The sequence below is a fragment of the Aeromonas sp. 159 genome (genome assembly GCF_963862045.1).
GTDB lineage: Bacteria > Pseudomonadota > Gammaproteobacteria > Enterobacterales > Aeromonadaceae > Aeromonas > Aeromonas veronii.
In genome coordinates this window covers 1-17,143 of record NZ_CAWLMI010000026.1, presented here as the reverse complement: position 1 = coordinate 17,143, position 17,143 = coordinate 1, and the positions used below count along the sequence as shown (strand labels likewise).

At 57.8% G+C, this 17,143-nt stretch carries 16 protein-coding genes; 10 read left to right on the top strand and 6 right to left on the bottom strand.

All coding sequences use genetic code 11. The annotated features are described in order from the left end of the window. The 9 genes from AACR14_RS05470 to AACR14_RS05430 all read left to right on the top strand — a co-directional run. Positions 1-454: HD domain-containing phosphohydrolase (locus AACR14_RS05470; protein WP_019445444.1), on the top strand; the 454-nt coding region annotated here is incomplete at its 5' end. A 353-nt stretch (positions 455-807) separates the two neighbouring features. Continuing rightward, on the top strand, positions 808-2,478 hold the full coding sequence (locus tag AACR14_RS05465) for a sensor histidine kinase (protein WP_019445443.1): 1,671 nt from the start codon (positions 808-810) through the stop codon (positions 2,476-2,478). Next, positions 2,475-3,179: a two-component system response regulator BtsR gene (gene btsR / locus AACR14_RS05460; RefSeq protein ID WP_019445442.1), complete on the top strand. Its 705-nt coding sequence runs from the start codon at positions 2,475-2,477 to the stop codon at positions 3,177-3,179. The genes AACR14_RS05465 and btsR overlap by 4 nt, the downstream gene beginning before the upstream one ends. A gap of 140 nt (positions 3,180-3,319) precedes the next feature. After that, positions 3,320-4,741, top strand: coding sequence for a carbon starvation CstA family protein (locus AACR14_RS05455; protein WP_019445441.1), 1,422 nt, complete (start codon positions 3,320-3,322; stop codon positions 4,739-4,741). Positions 4,742-4,953: 212 nt separating this feature from the next. Beyond that, positions 4,954-5,292 (top strand): DUF3302 domain-containing protein, encoded by a 339-nt coding sequence (locus AACR14_RS05450; protein WP_005344404.1) that lies wholly within the window; start codon positions 4,954-4,956, stop codon positions 5,290-5,292. Positions 5,293-5,295: 3 nt separating this feature from the next. Continuing rightward, positions 5,296-6,333, top strand: coding sequence for an HlyD family secretion protein (locus AACR14_RS05445; protein WP_019445440.1), 1,038 nt, complete (start codon positions 5,296-5,298; stop codon positions 6,331-6,333). A 104-nt stretch (positions 6,334-6,437) separates the two neighbouring features. After that, positions 6,438-8,198, top strand: a complete 1,761-nt coding sequence (locus tag AACR14_RS05440; RefSeq protein ID WP_026034941.1) for a DEAD/DEAH box helicase — start codon at positions 6,438-6,440, stop codon at positions 8,196-8,198. A gap of 113 nt (positions 8,199-8,311) precedes the next feature. After that, positions 8,312-9,751 carry a D-alanyl-D-alanine carboxypeptidase/D-alanyl-D-alanine endopeptidase gene (gene dacB / locus AACR14_RS05435; RefSeq protein WP_005350510.1) on the top strand — a complete coding sequence of 480 codons (1,440 nt, stop codon included), beginning with the start codon at positions 8,312-8,314 and terminating at the stop codon, positions 9,749-9,751. A gap of 94 nt (positions 9,752-9,845) precedes the next feature. Next, positions 9,846-10,142: a GrxA family glutaredoxin gene (locus tag AACR14_RS05430; RefSeq protein WP_224970215.1), complete on the top strand. Its 297-nt coding sequence runs from the start codon at positions 9,846-9,848 to the stop codon at positions 10,140-10,142. A gap of 105 nt (positions 10,143-10,247) precedes the next feature. Here AACR14_RS05430 and AACR14_RS05425 read toward each other — a convergent pair whose 3' ends face one another. After that, positions 10,248-11,093 carry an endonuclease/exonuclease/phosphatase family protein gene (locus AACR14_RS05425; RefSeq protein WP_019445438.1) on the bottom strand — a complete coding sequence of 282 codons (846 nt, stop codon included), beginning with the start codon at positions 11,091-11,093 and terminating at the stop codon, positions 10,248-10,250. 107 nt (positions 11,094-11,200) lie between these two features. On the opposite strand from AACR14_RS05425, the gene AACR14_RS05420 reads away from it, so the two are divergent. After that, complete coding sequence (locus AACR14_RS05420; RefSeq protein WP_005337874.1) at positions 11,201-11,425, top strand: hypothetical protein; 225 nt, start codon at positions 11,201-11,203, stop codon at positions 11,423-11,425. Here the strand turns inward: AACR14_RS05420 and yciA are convergent, their stop codons facing one another. The 5 genes from yciA to nifJ all read right to left on the bottom strand — a co-directional run. Then, positions 11,426-11,830 (bottom strand): acyl-CoA thioester hydrolase YciA, encoded by a 405-nt coding sequence (gene yciA / locus AACR14_RS05415; protein ID WP_005337875.1) that lies wholly within the window; start codon positions 11,828-11,830, stop codon positions 11,426-11,428. 59 nt (positions 11,831-11,889) lie between these two features. Further along, complete coding sequence (locus tag AACR14_RS05410; RefSeq protein WP_019445437.1) at positions 11,890-12,738, bottom strand: NAD-dependent epimerase/dehydratase family protein; 849 nt, start codon at positions 12,736-12,738, stop codon at positions 11,890-11,892. 243 nt (positions 12,739-12,981) lie between these two features. Continuing rightward, positions 12,982-13,605: a DUF6988 family protein gene (locus tag AACR14_RS05405; protein ID WP_156808776.1), complete on the bottom strand. Its 624-nt coding sequence runs from the start codon at positions 13,603-13,605 to the stop codon at positions 12,982-12,984. Between the two features lie 30 nt (positions 13,606-13,635). After that, positions 13,636-14,259 carry a hypothetical protein gene (locus tag AACR14_RS05400; protein ID WP_019445436.1) on the bottom strand — a complete coding sequence of 208 codons (624 nt, stop codon included), beginning with the start codon at positions 14,257-14,259 and terminating at the stop codon, positions 13,636-13,638. A gap of 313 nt (positions 14,260-14,572) precedes the next feature. Continuing rightward, positions 14,573-17,143 (bottom strand): pyruvate:ferredoxin (flavodoxin) oxidoreductase (nifJ, locus tag AACR14_RS05395; RefSeq protein WP_019445435.1); only part of this gene is annotated, 2,571 nt, incomplete at its 5' end.

Genomic DNA, 17,143 nt, shown 5'->3' with positions numbered 1-17,143 from the left:
TTATCCGCTCGGGATCAAGGGCGGGGAGATCCCGCCGCTGGCGCGATTGATCGGGCTGGTCGACTTCTACGACGAGCTGCTCCATCCCCGCAACAGCGGCAACCCGGCCGCGCCGAGTCAGGCCATCAGCCAGCTCTACAAGTTATCCCAGAAGAAGTTCGACCAGAATCTGGTCAAGTTGCTGATCAAAGTACTGGGAGTCTATCCGCCGGGATCACTGGTGAAACTCTCCGACGAGAGCATTGCGTTGGTGCTCTCTACCGAACCCACCATGCCCCTCAAGCCGAAGATCCTGCCCTATATCAAGGCCCAGCGGCCGGAAGCGGTCGCCATGATCGATCTGCGGGAAGACGAGCGTATTATTACCGGAGTATTGAAACAGGAAGAACTGGATGAGGGACAACGGCAGTTCTTCAACCTGACCCGCCGCTTCTGCTACTACTTTGCATTCTGAGTTATCCCCAGAAGCTGGGGATAACTCATTGGACAAACCGGAATAATTGCTCAAACCCCCATCAGAAGGTTGTCAACTGACCATGTATAAAAAACGCCCAGCCAAGGGGCCGGGCGGAGCATGCCACCTCCGTGTGGCGTATCCAGCGGATACATTCATGCTCCATCCATCAATATCAACCCGCTGCCGCTTACACAAATATCAATTTAACATGCTGATTTGATATGGTTTTATCCACTTGTTCTGGCAAACTGGCGGCCCGTTGCGCCCCGTTGGGCCAACAGAACAAGATCCTGATCACACTTATTCACGGGCTGGCTATTTTTTCAGCTGGCTTATGAGGAGCGTTTTTTATGCAGTTGGTCCTCTCCTTGCTGCAACAGATGAGCGTCAGCCTGGTGATCGCCTATCTCTTCTCGAAAAGCCCGCTGCTGCGCCCGCTTGCCAACTATTCCGTGAGACTACCTCACAAGATACTGATATACATCATCTTTTCCAGCTTTTGTATCCTCGGCACCTATGTAGGCCTCGATATCGACGATGCCATCGCCAACACCCGGGCGGTCGGCGCTGTCTTGGGGGGATTATTGGGGGGGCCGCTGGTGGGCTTTCTGGTAGGGCTGACCGGCGGCCTGCACCGCTATACGCTGGGGGGATTTACCGATCTCGCCTGCGCCATCTCCACCACCTGCGAGGGGTTGCTCGGGGGCATAGTGCACTGGCGCCTGATGCGCTCGGGGCGAACGGATGCCCTGTTTGAACCACGCATCGCCTTCTTTACCACCCTCTATGCCGAGATCATGCAGATGGTGATCATCCTGCTGGTGGCGACCCCGTTCGACAAATCCCTGCTGCTGGTACGCACCATCGCCACCCCGATGATTCTGGCCAACTCCTGCGGCGCGGCGCTATTTATCAGCATGATCCGCGACCAGCAGCGGATGTATGAGAAGTTCTCCCGGGTCTTCTCCGCCAAGGCGCTCAATATCGCCAACCGCACAGTGGGGATCATGAGTCAGGGCTTTACCCCGGAGGCGAGCAACAAGATTGCCCGCATCATTCAGGAGGAGACCGGCGTGGGGGCGGTCGCCATCACGGACACCGAGCAGATCCTCGCCTTTATCGGCACCGGCGAAGATCACCACCTACCGGGTACCCCCATCGCGTCAGCCATCACCATGCAGGCCATCGCCCAGAACAAGGTGCTGTTTGCCGATGGCAACAGCCAGCCCTATCGCTGCAGCCTCTCCTCCGCATGCCAGCTGGGCTCGGTGCTGGTGATCCCGCTGCAGGGGGACAAAGGAGTGATCGGCACCATCAAGCTCTACGAGCCGAAGAAGCGGCTGTTTCTCAAGATCAACCACACCCTGGGGGAAGGGATTGCCAACCTGCTGTCACAGCAGTTGCTGGCCGGCCGGCTGGAGCAACATCAGCGGCTGCTGGTGCAGTCCGAGTTGAAACTTATCCAGGCCCAGATCAACCCCCACTTTCTGTTCAACACCCTCAACACCATCAGTGCCATCACCCGGCGCGATCCGGACAAGGCGCGAGACCTTCTGCTGCATCTTTCGCTGTTCTTTCGCAAGAACCTCAAACGCCAGAGCGGCCTTGCGACCCTGCAGGAGGAGCAGGAGCACTGCCAATCCTATCTGGAGATCGAGCTTGCCCGCTTTGGCGATCGGCTGACGGTGATAAACGAGATCCCGCCCCATCTGGCCACACTGCGACTACCCAGCTTCACTCTGCAACCGCTGATCGAGAATGCCATCAAGCACGGCATCTCGACTCTGCTGGAGCAGGGGCGTATTCGCCTCTGGACCGATGAGCAACCCGCCAGCGTCACCATCCATGTGGAAGATAATGCAGGCACCTGGCAAGCGCACCCCGCTGGCGACGGTCTGGGCATGACCATTGTCGATCGGCGACTGAAAAGCGCCTTTGGCGAGCGCTATGGCGTGACTATTGCCTGCGAGCCTGAACAGTGGACCCGGGTGTCGTTCACCATTCCCAAGGAGCAACCATGATCCGCACCCTGATAGTCGATGACGAACACTATGCCCGCGAAGAGCTGAGGCAGCAGCTGGCCTGCGATCCTGCCATCGAGATCGTGGGGGAAGCGGCCAACGCCATCGAGGCGCTGCCGCTTATTCAGCGCCTCAAGCCTGATGTGGTGTTCCTCGATATCCAGATGCCCAAGCTGAGCGGCATGGAGCTGGTCGCCATGCTCGACCCCCTGCCCCGCATCGTCTTTGTCACCGCCTTTGACGAATATGCCATTCAGGCCTTTGAAGAGAACGCCTTCGACTACCTGCTCAAGCCGGTGGAGCCCGCCCGGCTCGCCAAGACCCTCGCTCGCCTCAAGCAGGATATCTCCCCGCAGCCCATAGATCGGCTGGCCCCCACCATCGAACATATTCCGGGCTATCTGCACAATCGGGTCAGGCTGCTGCCCATCGCGCAGGTGGAGTATGCCTTCTCCGATCTCGGCGGCGTCCATGTGGCCTGTCAGGGCGAGCTGTTCCACACCCAGCTCACCCTCAAATCGCTGGAAGAAAAGAGCCCGCTGCTGCGCTGCCACCGCCAGTATCTGGTCTCCCCCAACGCCATCTTCGAGATCCGGCTGCTGGATAACCAGCTGGCAGAGATAGTCACCCCGAGCGGCGCCCGGGTGCCGGTCAGTCGTCGCTATCTCAAGGAGCTCAAAGATCAGCTGGGGCTGGACTGAGCCGCGGAGTGTGCGCCTGATCACAGCCGCCGACCGCTCGACGCGCCAAAGCGCCGCTCGGGGAGTTTCACCTGCCAGTCAGGCGCAACCGTTTTAGACTCGCTCTGCACACTAAAAAATAACAATGCAGGAGCGTAGCAATGATCTGGTTTTTCCTCTGTGTCGGCTTACTTGTGGCCGGCTACTTCATATACGGCAAATTCATCGAACGGATATTCAGCCCGAAACCCGAGCTGAAAACCCCCGCGATCACCATGGCTGACGGGGTGGACTATGTCCCCATGTCGGACAAGAAAGTCTATCTGGTTCAACTGCTCAACATCGCAGGTGTCGGCCCCATCTTCGGCCCCATCCTGGGTGCCCTCTACGGCCCGGTCGCCATGCTCTGGATCGTCTTTGGCTGCATCTTCGCCGGTGCGGTTCACGACTACTTCTCCGGCATGCTGTCGGTACGCGCCAAGGGGGCCTCGGTGCCAACCGTGGTCGGTGAACATCTGGGCACCGCTGCCAAGCACTTCATGAACCTGTTTGCCGTGGTGCTGCTGATGCTGGTGGGCGTGGTATTCGTGCTGAGCCCGGCCGGCTTGCTCGCCAACCTAACCTCCACCGATCTGGTCTACTGGATTGTGGCGATTTTTGCTTACTACATCCTCGCGACCATAGTCCCCATCGACAAGATCATCGGCCGCTTCTACCCCATCTTCGGCGCCCTGCTGGTCTTCATGTCGGTCGGCCTCATCGTTGGCCTGATCGCCTCCGGCAAAGGCTTCTACAACACCGGGATGGACTTCTCCAACCTGCACCCGACCGAGCTGCCACTGTGGCCGCTGCTCTTCATCACCATCGCCTGTGGCGCGGTATCAGGCTTCCACGCCACCCAGTCACCACTGATGGCGCGCTGCATGCAGAACGAAAAATCTGGCCGTTTCATCTTCTACGGTGCAATGATCGGTGAAGGGATCATCGCCCTTATCTGGTGCACCCTGGGTCTCTCCTTCTACGACAGCACCGAAGCACTCAACGCTACCATGGCCAACGGCGGCCCGGCAGCCGTGGTACACGAAGTCTCCACCAGCCTGCTCGGCACAGTCGGCGGCATTCTGGCCATCCTCGGCGTGGTGATCCTGCCCATCACCTCCGGTGACACCGCGTTTCGCAGTGCTCGCCTGATCGTGGCGGACTTCCTGAAGATGACCCAGAAGCCGCTGGCCAAGCGTCTGCTGATCGCCATCCCCATGTTTATCCTTGGCTTCATCATCTCCAAGGCTGAATTCGGGGTGATCTGGCGCTACTTCGGCTGGGCCAACCAGACCACCGCCGTCATCATGCTGTGGGCTGCGGCTGCCTACCTCATCAAAGAGGGCAAGCTGCACTGGATCTGCACCATTCCCGCCATGTTCATGACTGCTGTGGTGATCACCTATCTGGCCAACGCCCCCATCGGGTTCGGGCTGGAGATGGGGACCTCCACCATCATCGGCCTGACTGCCACAGCGGCCATTACCGTGGCCTTCCTGATGAAGTTCCGCCAACCACTGGTTAGCAATCCCAGTGAAGGGTGATGTCTGACTTGAGGTGGTAAAAAAGGGGCCAAAAGGCCCCTTTTTTAATTGATAAAAAAACCAATAAAACAACTCGTTATTCCCTTAAGCTCCTATACAGCACAAGCCCTTAAGATTCCGTTCGGCCTGACGATAAATATGTGATTTTAAATTGCTTTCCCGAATATATGAATCAATGATAAAGCTGTGCTTAAAGCCAATGGAGGTTATACATGTTCCTTGATTACTTTGCCCTTGGCCTGCTCGTCTTTGTCGCGCTGGTCATCTTCTACGGAATCATCGTGATCCACGATATTCCTTACGAAATCGCCAAACATCGCAATCATCCCCATCAGGATGCCATCCATGTTGCCGGCTGGGTCAGCCTGTTTACGCTGCATGTGTTGTGGCCTTTCCTCTGGATCTGGGCAACCATCTATCGCCCCGATCGCGGCTGGGGCTTTAACCAGCGCCTGCAAAAAGATGAAGATGATATCGCGGCCCTCAGAGAAGAGCTGGCTGAACTGAAGGGCCGTCTCAACCATATCGAACAGCAAGAGCAACAGGGATAAATCATGGACCTGCTACTGATCCTGACCTATACGGCACTCTGTGTAGCCATTTTCAAAATCTTCCGCATCCCGCTCAACAAGTGGACTGTTCCGACTGCCGCGCTGGGTGGTGTGGTGCTCATCGGCACCCTCATCATGCTGATGAACTACAACCACCCCTACTCCGAGATGGCGCGCAACTACTACCTCTCCACCCCTATCGTACCGCTGGTCAAGGGCCGGGTAGTCGAGGTGCCGGTACAAGCCAACCAGCCGGTGAAGAAGGGCGATGTGCTGTTTCGCCTCGATGACGAGCCTTTCAGACTGAAAGTGGAGAGCCTGAGCGCCCGACTTGATGCCAACAAGGATCAACTCAAGTCCATTGACGCCAGACTACGCTCCGCCAAACTGGACAGAGATCGCGCCAGTGACCTGATGCGCCGCGGCGTCGGCAAGCAGCGTGACCTCGACGTGACTCAGGCGAGCGTAGACGAGATCGCCGCCCAGATGGATCAGCAACGCGCCACGCTGGAAGATCTGCAGGCCCAGCTCGATGAAGCCAAATACCAGCTGGCCCAGACCGTGGTCTATGCCCCAAGCGATGGCCATGTGGTGCAGCTTGCCCTGCGTCCCGGCATGATCGCCACCCCCTTCATGTACCGTCCGGTGATGACCTTCATCCACAAAGATGAGACTGCCTATGTTGGCTGGTTCTGGCAGAACAGCATGCAGCGTCTGGCGGTGGGTGATGAGGCAGAAGTGGTGATCGACGGTATTCCCGGCAAGATCTTCAAGGGCAAGGTGACCGCCGTGATCCCGGCCATTGCCGCCGGTAACGTGCAGGCCAACGCCATGCTGCTGGATCAGACCAGCGCTATCCGCCCGGGCCGCATGCCGGTGCTCATCTCCATCACCGACCCCGAGTGGGCCAAGTATCAGGTGATTGCCGGTGCCAGCGGGCAAGCCGCTGTCTATACCGAGTATTTCCACCATGTTTCTGTAATGCGCAAAGTGCTGCTGCGCATGGCAAGCTGGATGAACTACCTCTTCCCCTTCCACTAAGCACGCAATGTATTCAACGGGCCGGCATCATGCCGGCCCGCTGTTTTTATGGCGGCAAGACCCCTATAATGGCGCCATCCTGCCAAGCCCCGCACCAAACCTGCATGTTCGTTCTCAGACCCTACCAGACCGACGCCGTCAACGCCGTTATCAGCCACTTTCGCAAGTACCCGGATCCCGCTGTGGTTGTGCTGCCCACCGGGGCTGGCAAGAGTCTGGTGATCGCCGAGCTGGCCCGCAAGGCGCGTGGTCGGGTACTGGTGCTGGCCCACGTCAAGGAGCTAGTGGAGCAGAACCACGCCAAGTACGAAGCGTGGGGGCTCAAGGCCGACATCTTCGCCGCAGGGCTGGATCGCAAGGAGGCGAGCGCCCAGGTGGTGTTTGGCTCGGTGCAGTCGGTAGCGCGCAATCTGGTTGCCTTCGACGGGGCGTTTTCGCTGCTTATCATCGACGAGTGCCATCGGGTCTCGCTCGATGACGACAGCCAGTACCATCAGGTGATCGACCATCTCAAGGCTGCCAATCCGGCCCTCAAGATCCTCGGCCTCACCGCCACCCCCTATCGGCTGGGGCTGGGCTGGATCTACCGGCGCCACTATCACGGCATGGTCAAGAGCCACGGCGAACGGCTGTTTGGCGACTGCGTGTTCGAGCTGCCGCTGCGCTTCATGGTGAAAAACGGTTATCTGACGCCGCCGCGCATGGTGGATGCCCCCATCGTCCACTACGACTTCAGCAAGCTGGTGCCGCGGGAGAACGGCCTCTTCAGCGAGGCAGATCTCAACGGCGAGCTCAAACGCCAGCAGCGGGTCACACCCCATATCCTGAGTCAGGTGCTGGAGTATGCCGCCGACCGGCAGGGGGTGATGATCTTCGCCGCCACCGTCGAGCATGCACGGGAAATTCACGGCCTGCTTGGCGCCAGAGGTCAGCAGGCGGCCCTTATCACCGGCGAGACGCCGGGGCCGGAGCGCGATGCCCTCATCAGCGCCTTCAAGGCGCGCGAGCTCAAGTTTCTGGTCAACGTGGCGGTGCTCACCACCGGCTTCGATGCCCCCCATGTCGATCTTATCGTGATGCTGCGCCCCACCGAGTCGGTCTCCCTCTATCAGCAGATCGTGGGGCGGGGCCTGCGCCTCTCGCCGGGCAAGGAGGATTGTCTGGTGCTCGACTATGCGGGCAACAACTTCAACCTGTTCGCCCCCGAAGTGGGGGAGCCTCGCCCCCATGCCGGTACCGAGCCGGTACAGGTGCCCTGCCCCGCCTGCGGTTTTGCCAACACCTTCTGGGGCAAGACCGACGAGGATGGCAAGGTGATCGAGCACTACGGACGCCGCTGTCAGGGGTTGTTTGAAGATGACGAGGGCAACCGCGAAGAGTGTGACTACCGCTTTCGCGCCAAGATCTGCCCCGGCTGCGGTGCGGAGAACGACATCGCCGCCCGCAGCTGCCAGAGCTGCGATCAGCTGCTGGTGGACCCTGACGACAAGCTCAAAGAGGCGCTCAATCTCAAGGATTGCATGGTGATCCGCTGTGCGGGGCTAACCCTCACAGCAGGGCGCGGCAAACAAGGGGAGCGGCTGGAGGTGACCTACCACGATGAGGATGGGCTGACCCTCAGTGAATACTTCGGATTTCACTCCCCGGGCGCACGGCGCTTGTTTCAACAGCACTTTGTGCGTCATCATTGGCCCGCCCCGGGGCTGGAGCCCGAATTTGCCACCCTGGCGAGCGTGCTGGCCGCGCAAAGCCAGTTCCGTCATCCGGATTTTGTTATCGCCCGCAAATCGGGTCGCTTCTGGCAGATAAAAGAGAAAATTTTTGATTATGAGGGTCGCTATCGTACCGCCAACTCGATGACATGATGGCGACCGGCATACATGGCATGAATTGCATTACCCCCGTCGATCCCGCATCGGCGGGTTGAATTATCAGGGTCGGCACCACTGCCGGCCCCTTCGTCACGTTAGAGGATGTTATGCAGCGGCTGTTGATTGGTTTTTGTGCTCTCTTTTCTTCTCTGGCGGCTCACGCCGCCCCGCTGACGCCCCCTCAGGGTGGCCAGTACGCCATCATGGTGCAGGGCAATAACGGCGTCGAGTTCGCCCGCCACGCGGATCAGATGATCGCCCCCGCCTCCACCATGAAGGTGCTCACTGCGCTGGCAGCCCGCCTCGAGCTGGGTGCCGATTTCCGCTTCGCCACTGACATTCAGGCCCAACCCGGTGCCAAACAGGGTGACACCATCAACGGCGATATCTGGATCAACTTCGTCGGCGACCCCACCCTCTCCCGCATGGATCTGCTGGCCCTGTTCAAGCAACTCGGCGTCACCAGCATCAAGGGCAATGTCTACGTCAACACCGGCGCCTACAACGGCTACGAGCGCGGCAACGGCTGGTCGTGGGGGGATCAGACCCTCTGCTTCGCCGCTCCCGTCTCCTCGGTCATCATCGACAAGAACTGCGCCTACGGCACCATCACTGCCACCCAGATTGGCAAACCGGCGGTGGGCAATGTGGCTACCGGCGTGCCCATCGGCATCGGTGCCGACAACGTGGAGGTGATGAGCTATGGCGACATGGCGCGCCAGTTCTGCGCACTGGAAGTGGACATGGCCAAGGGCAACTTCTACGAACTCAAGGGCTGTATCACCCCGAACAAGGAGCCGCAGGGACTGCGTTTCGCCATTCACGATGTGGAAGCCTGGGGTTGGGACAACATCCGCTGGGCGATGAACCGTGCCGGTATCAAGCATGATGGCCTGCTGCGGGTCACCCACAAGGCCCCTGAAGGGGCTGAGACCCTCGGCACCCACTACTCGGTCTCCCTGCCAGTGATGCTGGCCAAGATGCTGAAGAAATCGGACAACCTCTATGCCGATACCTTCCTCAAAACCGTGGGCCGTCACTACTACAACAAGCCGGGCAGCTATCGCAGCGGCACCATGGCAGTGCGCGCCATCCTGACCAAGAACGGCATCGATCTGGGCAATGCCACCCTGGCTGACGGCTCCGGTCTCTCCGCTCACAATCTCATCAGCGCCCGTCAGATGATGTCGGTGCTGAACTTCATCCAGAAAAATGATGCCGAACTTGGCCTGATCAAGCTGCTGCCAAGCTCTCAGGTGGATGGCACCCTGGCGTGGCGCCGCAGCGTCACCGCCCCCATGATGAAGAACAAGGTCCACGCCAAGACGGGAACCATCACCGGTACCTCCAATCTGGTGGGCTTTATCGACACGGCAGGCGGCCAGCGCAAGGCATTCGTGATGTTCCAGCGTGGCCTGTCCCAAGATCCGGCCACCCATGAGCGCTATCGTGCCAGCAAGGCGCCGTGGCCCTGGACCGTATTCGAGAAGGGGGTGCTGGAGAGCATCTATCAGCAGCAGCCGATCCAGATCGCCGATGAAAGCTGATCCAATAGGCCCACTCGAATCACGGTATCGATAATTTCGACTTCAAGTCGCCACGAGGCAGGGCTATGCTGTTGCCTGCCTCATATCAACGGCCATACAAAAACGGCTTAAAAAACGGAGAGAAAATATGTTTGCAGTGATTTTTGGTCGCCCGGGTTGCCCCTACTGTGTCCGTGCCGTACAGATCGCCGAGCAGCTGACCGAACAGCGCGATGACTTCAAATTCCGCTACGTGGATATCCATGCCGAAGGCATCACCAAAGAAGATCTGGCCAAGAGCGCCGGCAAGCCGGTCAATACCGTGCCGCAGATCTTCCTGGACGAGCAGCACATCGGTGGCTGCACCGATTTCGAAGCCTACGCCAAAGCGAATCTGGGTCTCTACCAGTAATGCCTGCGGGTCATCCCGAGCGGGTTGACCGCCAGAACGTATAAAAAATCCGGCGCCATCAGGCGCCGGATTTTTTTATGGGCAACACGCACACATCATCCCCGATCAGGGAGTCACAGACTGGGCGGCAAAGCGCGCGATGATGGGGTTGTGATCCGAACTGTCGGTCGCCGGTGAACTCACCTCGACCAAATCCAGATTGCGGTAGTAGAGGTGATCCAGCGGGCGACCGAAGGCGGTGCGGCGCAAGTCAGGCACCGGCACGGCCTCTTGCAGCCCCAGCTCGTCCACCAATTTGCTTAACCAGAACTGGCGTTTGTCGCTCCAGGTATTGAAATCACCGGCCAGAATAACCGGCCCCTGATGGCGGCGCACCAGCGCAGTCAGATCGTTGAGCTGCTCGCGGAAGGTAGCCATCCCCAGCTCGAAATTGACCGCATGGATATTGATGACCATGACGCCGTCAGGATCGCCCTGCAGCGGATAGAGGCTCACCAGTCCGGATTTGGGGATGCGCAGCAAAGGCTCGGGGGAGCGCACGCCACAGACGAACGCCTGCGGGGTCTTGGCCACTGTCATCACCCCGAACGACACGCCGCCCTGGGTGAAGGCTTGCAGCTGTTGCCACTGGAAATCACCGGCGCGCAGCCAGTCGAGCATCTCGGGACGAGTGGCCGACTCTTGCAGCAGCACCAGATCCTGCCCCTTGGCATAACTGTCCATCCCTTCACGCCAGTTCTTACGCTGGCCCTTGTAGAGATTCCACACCGTCACCCCGAATTCACGGGGCAGCGCCGTGGTAGCCAACGCTACCAGCGGCGGACGCTGGCAGTCGAGTCCCGGCACAATCCCTTGAGCTGTGACCAGATGGTTCTGATCCGGCACCTCAAAACAGCCTACCAACCCCAGGGTCAGCAGGGAGGTGCCAAGAATGCGATAACTATTTTTCATTGGCTAACAACCGCCCGCCTTTGCTTTTTGTTGCGACCATCACAAACGTCATCCACGCCGACTAAGCTGATAGTCCCTGTTCCACCCAACCAGAAGGACCTTGTCTCATGGCGAAAGAACTTCGGTACAACGTGACGTTTTATGATCAACAAGGAAATTGTCATCAAGTGGAGCTGGCCACCGTCTATCAGATAAGACGGGACCCTCAATGCGATCTCTGCCTGTTTGACACCCTGCAATATGTGGGCTCGGAAGAGATGCTGGAACGCATGATACGGCAAAAAACCGGGCTTGAGCAGGAAATATCCATCATCAATGCCCGGCTGATTTAATCAGGCACTCACCGGAACCGGGCGGGATTTGCCCTGTTCGTCGATGGCGACATAGGTGAAGATCCCCTCGGTCACACAGTAACGCTGGGCATCGTTTTCCCGCAGTACCGGCTTGACCCACACCTCCAGCTTGAGCTTCATGGAGCTGCGGCCGATCTTCATGCAGCGGCCGTAGCAGCAGACCACATCGCCCACCTTGACCGGACTGTGAAAGGTCATGCCTTCGACGGATACGGTACAAATACGTCCTTTTGCCAGCTCCTTGGCCATAATGCCCCCACCTATATCCATCTGGGACATGATCCAGCCACCAAAGATGTCGCCATTGGGGTTGGTATCGGCTGGCATTGCCAGGGTTCTCAGCAACAACTCCCCATCGGGGTGACGTTTTGTATCTACCATCATTACCGCCTCTCTCTCATGGATGGCGGCATGATAGGGGGCGATCACCCCCTTGGCAAACCTCAATTGCCCGAGGCGGCCAGCTCGGCAAACCAGTGGGCCGGATCGGGCCAGCGATAGTTGAATCCCATTTGCTGGCAAATCAGCTGGCCGTCGATGGGCTGAAATTCACCGGCAGGCTCGATAAAGACCGGTACAGGCAGCCCCTGCTGGCGAGCGGCAAAGGGGTAGAACTGCTCGCGCCGCGGATGCACCGGCGCGCTCAGGTTGAAGACATCCCCGTCCTTGCCCCGCGCCAGCAGCAACATACAAGCCGCCACCACATCGTCCAGATGGACCAGATTGACCGACTGGGCGCCGCCATCCAGGGTCTTGCCTGCAAGGAAACGGCCGGGATGACGATCCGGGCCATAAAGGCCGGAGGGGCGCACTATCATCACCGTCTCGAAACCGGCCGCCAGCACCGCCTGCTCCGCCGCCAGCATCCGCTCGCCACGGGCATGGCGGGGTTGGGGTTGTTCCCCCTCCTGCTGCCCCGTGCCCCACACCGAGGTGGCGCTGACAAACAGCACCCGCCGGGTGCCGCTTGCTTTGGCCAACGCGCAGGCCTTTGCCACCGCCTGCGGATAGTCATCGGTCTTGCTGGGCGGCACGCAGATCACCAGCGATTCGCAGGGGATGGGCCACGGCGCTTGTTGATCAGCAACGGGCATCTCGGCAGAGCACATGTTGGCAGAGATGGTCAGCGGATAGGCGTTGATCCCCTCCCCCTGCAACCGGGTCGCCTTCTCGGCGCTACTGACCGTCACCGCCACTGGCTTGCCTGCCGACAGCAGGGCCCGCGCCAGCGGCAGCCCGAGCCACCCCGCCCCCAGAATACCGATCGTCCCGGCGAAATGTTGTTCTGTCATCGTCCCTTCTCCTGCTTGACGCTATTTGCCCCGCAGCTTACCTGCCTTGGTCGGAAAAGGAAGTCTTGGCCAACTCTCCTAGAGCCTACAGATAGACAAATGCCGCCAAGACGGTGGTATCTGTCTATCTGCTAACAACACCCAGATTCATATTTACCCCCACATCACTTCCCTCGCTCGGTCAGCCTGAGGGACAGAGAAAAGAGTAAAGGCTACAATCACAGAACTTAACTCAGAAAATTGTTAGAGATTATTTAATATCGGAGGCATACAAATTGCTCTTTTTTCTGCCAACTTCAATATTTCACGTTGCAGTGGCAGCCGACCAGATAATACAACAGACTGCATACAAGCTAAAATAGCCAGTCCATTTGCATTTTTTAGCACATCATGAATTAGCTTTACTGGATATCCTTCACTATGCCTTCGAATAGGATGGATACCTGCATGTACATAAGAGTTTAAAGCTTTCCATGAATGATCTTTGAAGCGAGAAAGAGCCTTGAATGCTTCTATAGGAGCATCCTTTGCTAGTGCATCCATCATTAGTGACATTTGTGGAATGTTTTTCGCTTCTTGTTCCGACTCTAAAGTCAATTCAACACTCAGCTTTGCTAACTGAGCATCTGAAGCGCTATATAGTAACCAAATGGAACAAACTATCGATTCAAATTGCGATCTATGAACGACAAGAGCAGAAGGTAAATAGCCAAGCTCTAAAGTTATTCTTATTGAATGCCAATGTTCCAATGATAAGCTACATGCCACATCACTAATCACAACGCGTGCTGAATTATCACAAAGCGGACAATTAATAACTTTATACAGTTCTTCCGACAATTTTGTCGACTGTGTAAATATATCCATATATTATTACTCTCCATTATTAACCTAACTCTAAAGATAGACAGCAGACATGCCAACGAATACAACCAAAACAAAATACTGAACAATTAGCATTACGCTCTGCCAAAAGTAATTTACAATCATCCTTTTATGATGAAAGTTACGATTTTCTTTTGCCTTGCTCATTGATCTGCTCAACGCCAGCTTCATATACCATGGACATAAGTTTTGGAAAGATGAAATGCTTTTCATTAAGTCAAACTCAGATTTTATATCCAGACCATTTCTTTCTGCCATTTTCTCTATGTTTTGAACATGCTGCTCATAATTATCAATTATTGGAATCAAACGTTCTCTTACTTCGATTGAAGTAGAAATGCTAAGCGAACACAACATTGCATAATATTTTTGAAACAATGAAAATAATAATGAGACAGCTAAACAAGAAAATAGGAACTTAAGTTCAGATTGCTCATAAAAATTAGCCATTTTATCGACATTAGTTACTGATAACCCTGCAACAGCCGCACTACCTGCCGCAGCCCAAGTTGATAATTTATCTATAATTGGACTTGTTGAGACTGTTGCCTCAGCCAAAGCACCTACTGAGTCATAATGAACATTCTCATCAGTGATTACTTTCCAATTTTCTAAAGACTTCTCGAACTCTGTCATTTACAGCACTCCTATTTATTATAAATGCCTATATCACACAGGATGAAATTCTTATATATTTTTCCAAGCTCGCTCTAAATCACCAACCATATCATTACCTAGTCTAACACCAAATTGTTAGTTAACTTGAACTTTCTTACATAGAGAATATGACCAACGTACCTTATTTACATATGAAATACATGTCTTATTAACACCACACATTTATACATCTACAACAAATAAATATATATGTAAAAATATATATTAATCTTGATAGCCAGATAAAAAGCGGGCCAATGGCCCGCTTGGTTATATTTCACTCACTCCATCTTCACACCGGCGGATGGAAATGGCTGGCTTCGCGGGTGGCCATCTCCTCGTAGGTGGCCCACTTCTGCCACGCCACTTTTTGCGCCACCTGCATCAGCCGCTCGGCCTCCTCCGGATGGCTCTGGGCCAACACCCGATAACGGGTCTCCTCCTGCCGGTATTCAGCGAGGGGGAGCGATGGGCGCAGGCTGTCGAGGCTGAAGGGGTTCTGCCCCGCACTGCGCAATACCGGGTTGTAGCGCATCAGCGGCCAGTGACCGGAGGCCACGGCGCGTTTTTGCTGGGTCAGGCCAAACTCCATATCGATGCCGTGGGCGATGCAGTGGCTGTAGGCGATGATCAGCGACGGCCCCGGATAGGCTTCCGCCTCACGCAAGGCCTGCAGCGCCTGCTGCGGGTTGGCACCAAAGGCGATGCGGGCAACATAGACGTTGCCGTAGGAGATGGCTTGCAATGCTACATCCTTCTTCGCCAGCGTCTTGCCCCCCGCCGCGAACTTGGCGACGGCACCGAGCGGGGTCGATTTCGACATCTGGCCGCCAGTGTTGGAGTAGACCTCGGTATCCATCACCAGCACGTTCACATCGCGCCCGGAGGCGAGCACATGATCGAGCCCCGATGAGCCGATGTCATAGGCCCAGCCATCGCCGCCGATGATCCAGACCGAGCGGCGCACCAGCTGATCGATGAGTGATAGCAGCTCGCGGGCCTTGCCGGATTTCACCTCCTCCAGCCGCTCGCGCACTTGCGCGACCCGGGTGCGCTGGGCGCGGATCTCCGACTCCAGCCGCTGCGGGGCGTTGATAAGCGACTCGACCAATGCCTCACCCAGTTCCCCTTTCATCGCCTGCAAGGCCGCCACCGCCTGACCGTGATGCTGATCGGCGGTGAGACGAAAACCAAAGCCAAACTCGGCGTTGTCCTCGAACAGGGAGTTGGACCAGGCTGGCCCCTTCCCTTCGCCGTTCTTGGCCCACGGGGTAGTCGGCAGATTGCCGCCGTAGATGGAGGAGCAACCGGTGGCGTTGGCCACCAGCATGCGATCGCCAAACAGCTGGGTCAGCAGCTTGAGGTACGGGGTCTCGCCGCAGCCGGCGCAGGCGCCGGAGAACTCGAACAGGGGTTCAAGGAACTGGGCACCGCGCACCGTAGAGAAATCCACCCGCTCGCGGGCAGGCCAGGGCAGGCTCTCGAACCAGCGCAGCGCCTGTTTCTGGCCAGCCAGATGGGGCGCCTTGTCCATCATGGTGATGGCGCGCTCGCCCTCGTGTTCCTCATCGGCCCCGGCCCGCACCGGACAGGCCTGCACGCATTGGCCGCAGCCGGTGCAATCCTCCGGATAGAGCTGCAAGGTGTAGCGGCTGTCGGGGAAGCCCTTGGCGGTGACGGGTACCGACTGCGCCGCCTCGGGGGCGGTCGCCAGCCAGTCCTGATGGTAGAACTTGGCCCGCAGCGCCGCGTGGGGGCAGACAAAGACACAGTTGCCGCACTGGATGCAGATATCCGAATGCCAGATCGGGATCTCGCGGGCAATATCCCGCTTCTCGAAGCGGCTGGTGGCGGTGGGGTAAGTGCCATCCACCGGCAGCATGGAGACGGGGATCAGATCGCCGCGCCCCGCCAGCATCTCGCCGGTCACCCGCTGGACAAACTCGCTGCCGCCGGGAGCCAATGGCAGCGGATAGTCGCTGATCTGCTCCTCACCGTCCGGGATGGCCACCTGATGGAGATGAGCCAGGGTGTCATCCACCGCCGCGAAGTTGCGCTCGACCACTTCGGGCCCCTTGCGGGCATAGCTCTTCTCGATGCTCTCCTTGATCAGCGCAATCGCCTCATCCCGTGGCAAGATGCCAGCCAACGCGAAGAAGCAGGTCTGCATGATGGTGTTGATGCGATTGCCCATGCCGTTGCGCTCGGCCACCCGATCCCCATCGATGCAGTAGAGGCGGATATCGAGGGCGCGGATGCGGGCACGCAGCCGCTCGGGGAGCTCGGCCCAGACACGGTCAGGCTCATAGGGAGCATTGAGCAGCAGGGTCGCCCCTTCGGCGGCATGCTCCAGCAGATCGACCGATTCGACAAAACCCCACTGGTGGCAACCGATAAAGCTCGCCTGCTCGATAAGCCAGGGGGCGTCGATGGGCTCGGGGCCAAAGCGCAGGTGGGAGACGGTGCGCGAGCCCGACTTCTTGGAGTCGTAGACGAAGTAGCCCTGAGCGTGGAACCCCTCCAGCTCGCCGATGATCTTGATGCTGTTTTTGTTGGCGCCGACTGTGCCGTCTGCGCCAAGGCCAAAAAACAGGGCCCGCACCCGGCTGGCAGGCTCCAGATCGCCGATGGGGTGCCAGGCCAGACTGAGGCCGGATACGTCATCGACAATCCCCACGGTAAAGCGGGGGCGTGGCGCATCGGATGCCAGCTCCTCGAATACCGCCGCGCACATGGCGGGGGTGAACTCTTTGGAAGAGAGGCCATAGCGACCGCCACTGAGCCACGGCAGCCGCTTGATAAGGCCGCGCTGCAAACCGTCGATCAGCGCGCTCTGCACATCCAGCAGCAGCGGCTCGCCGCC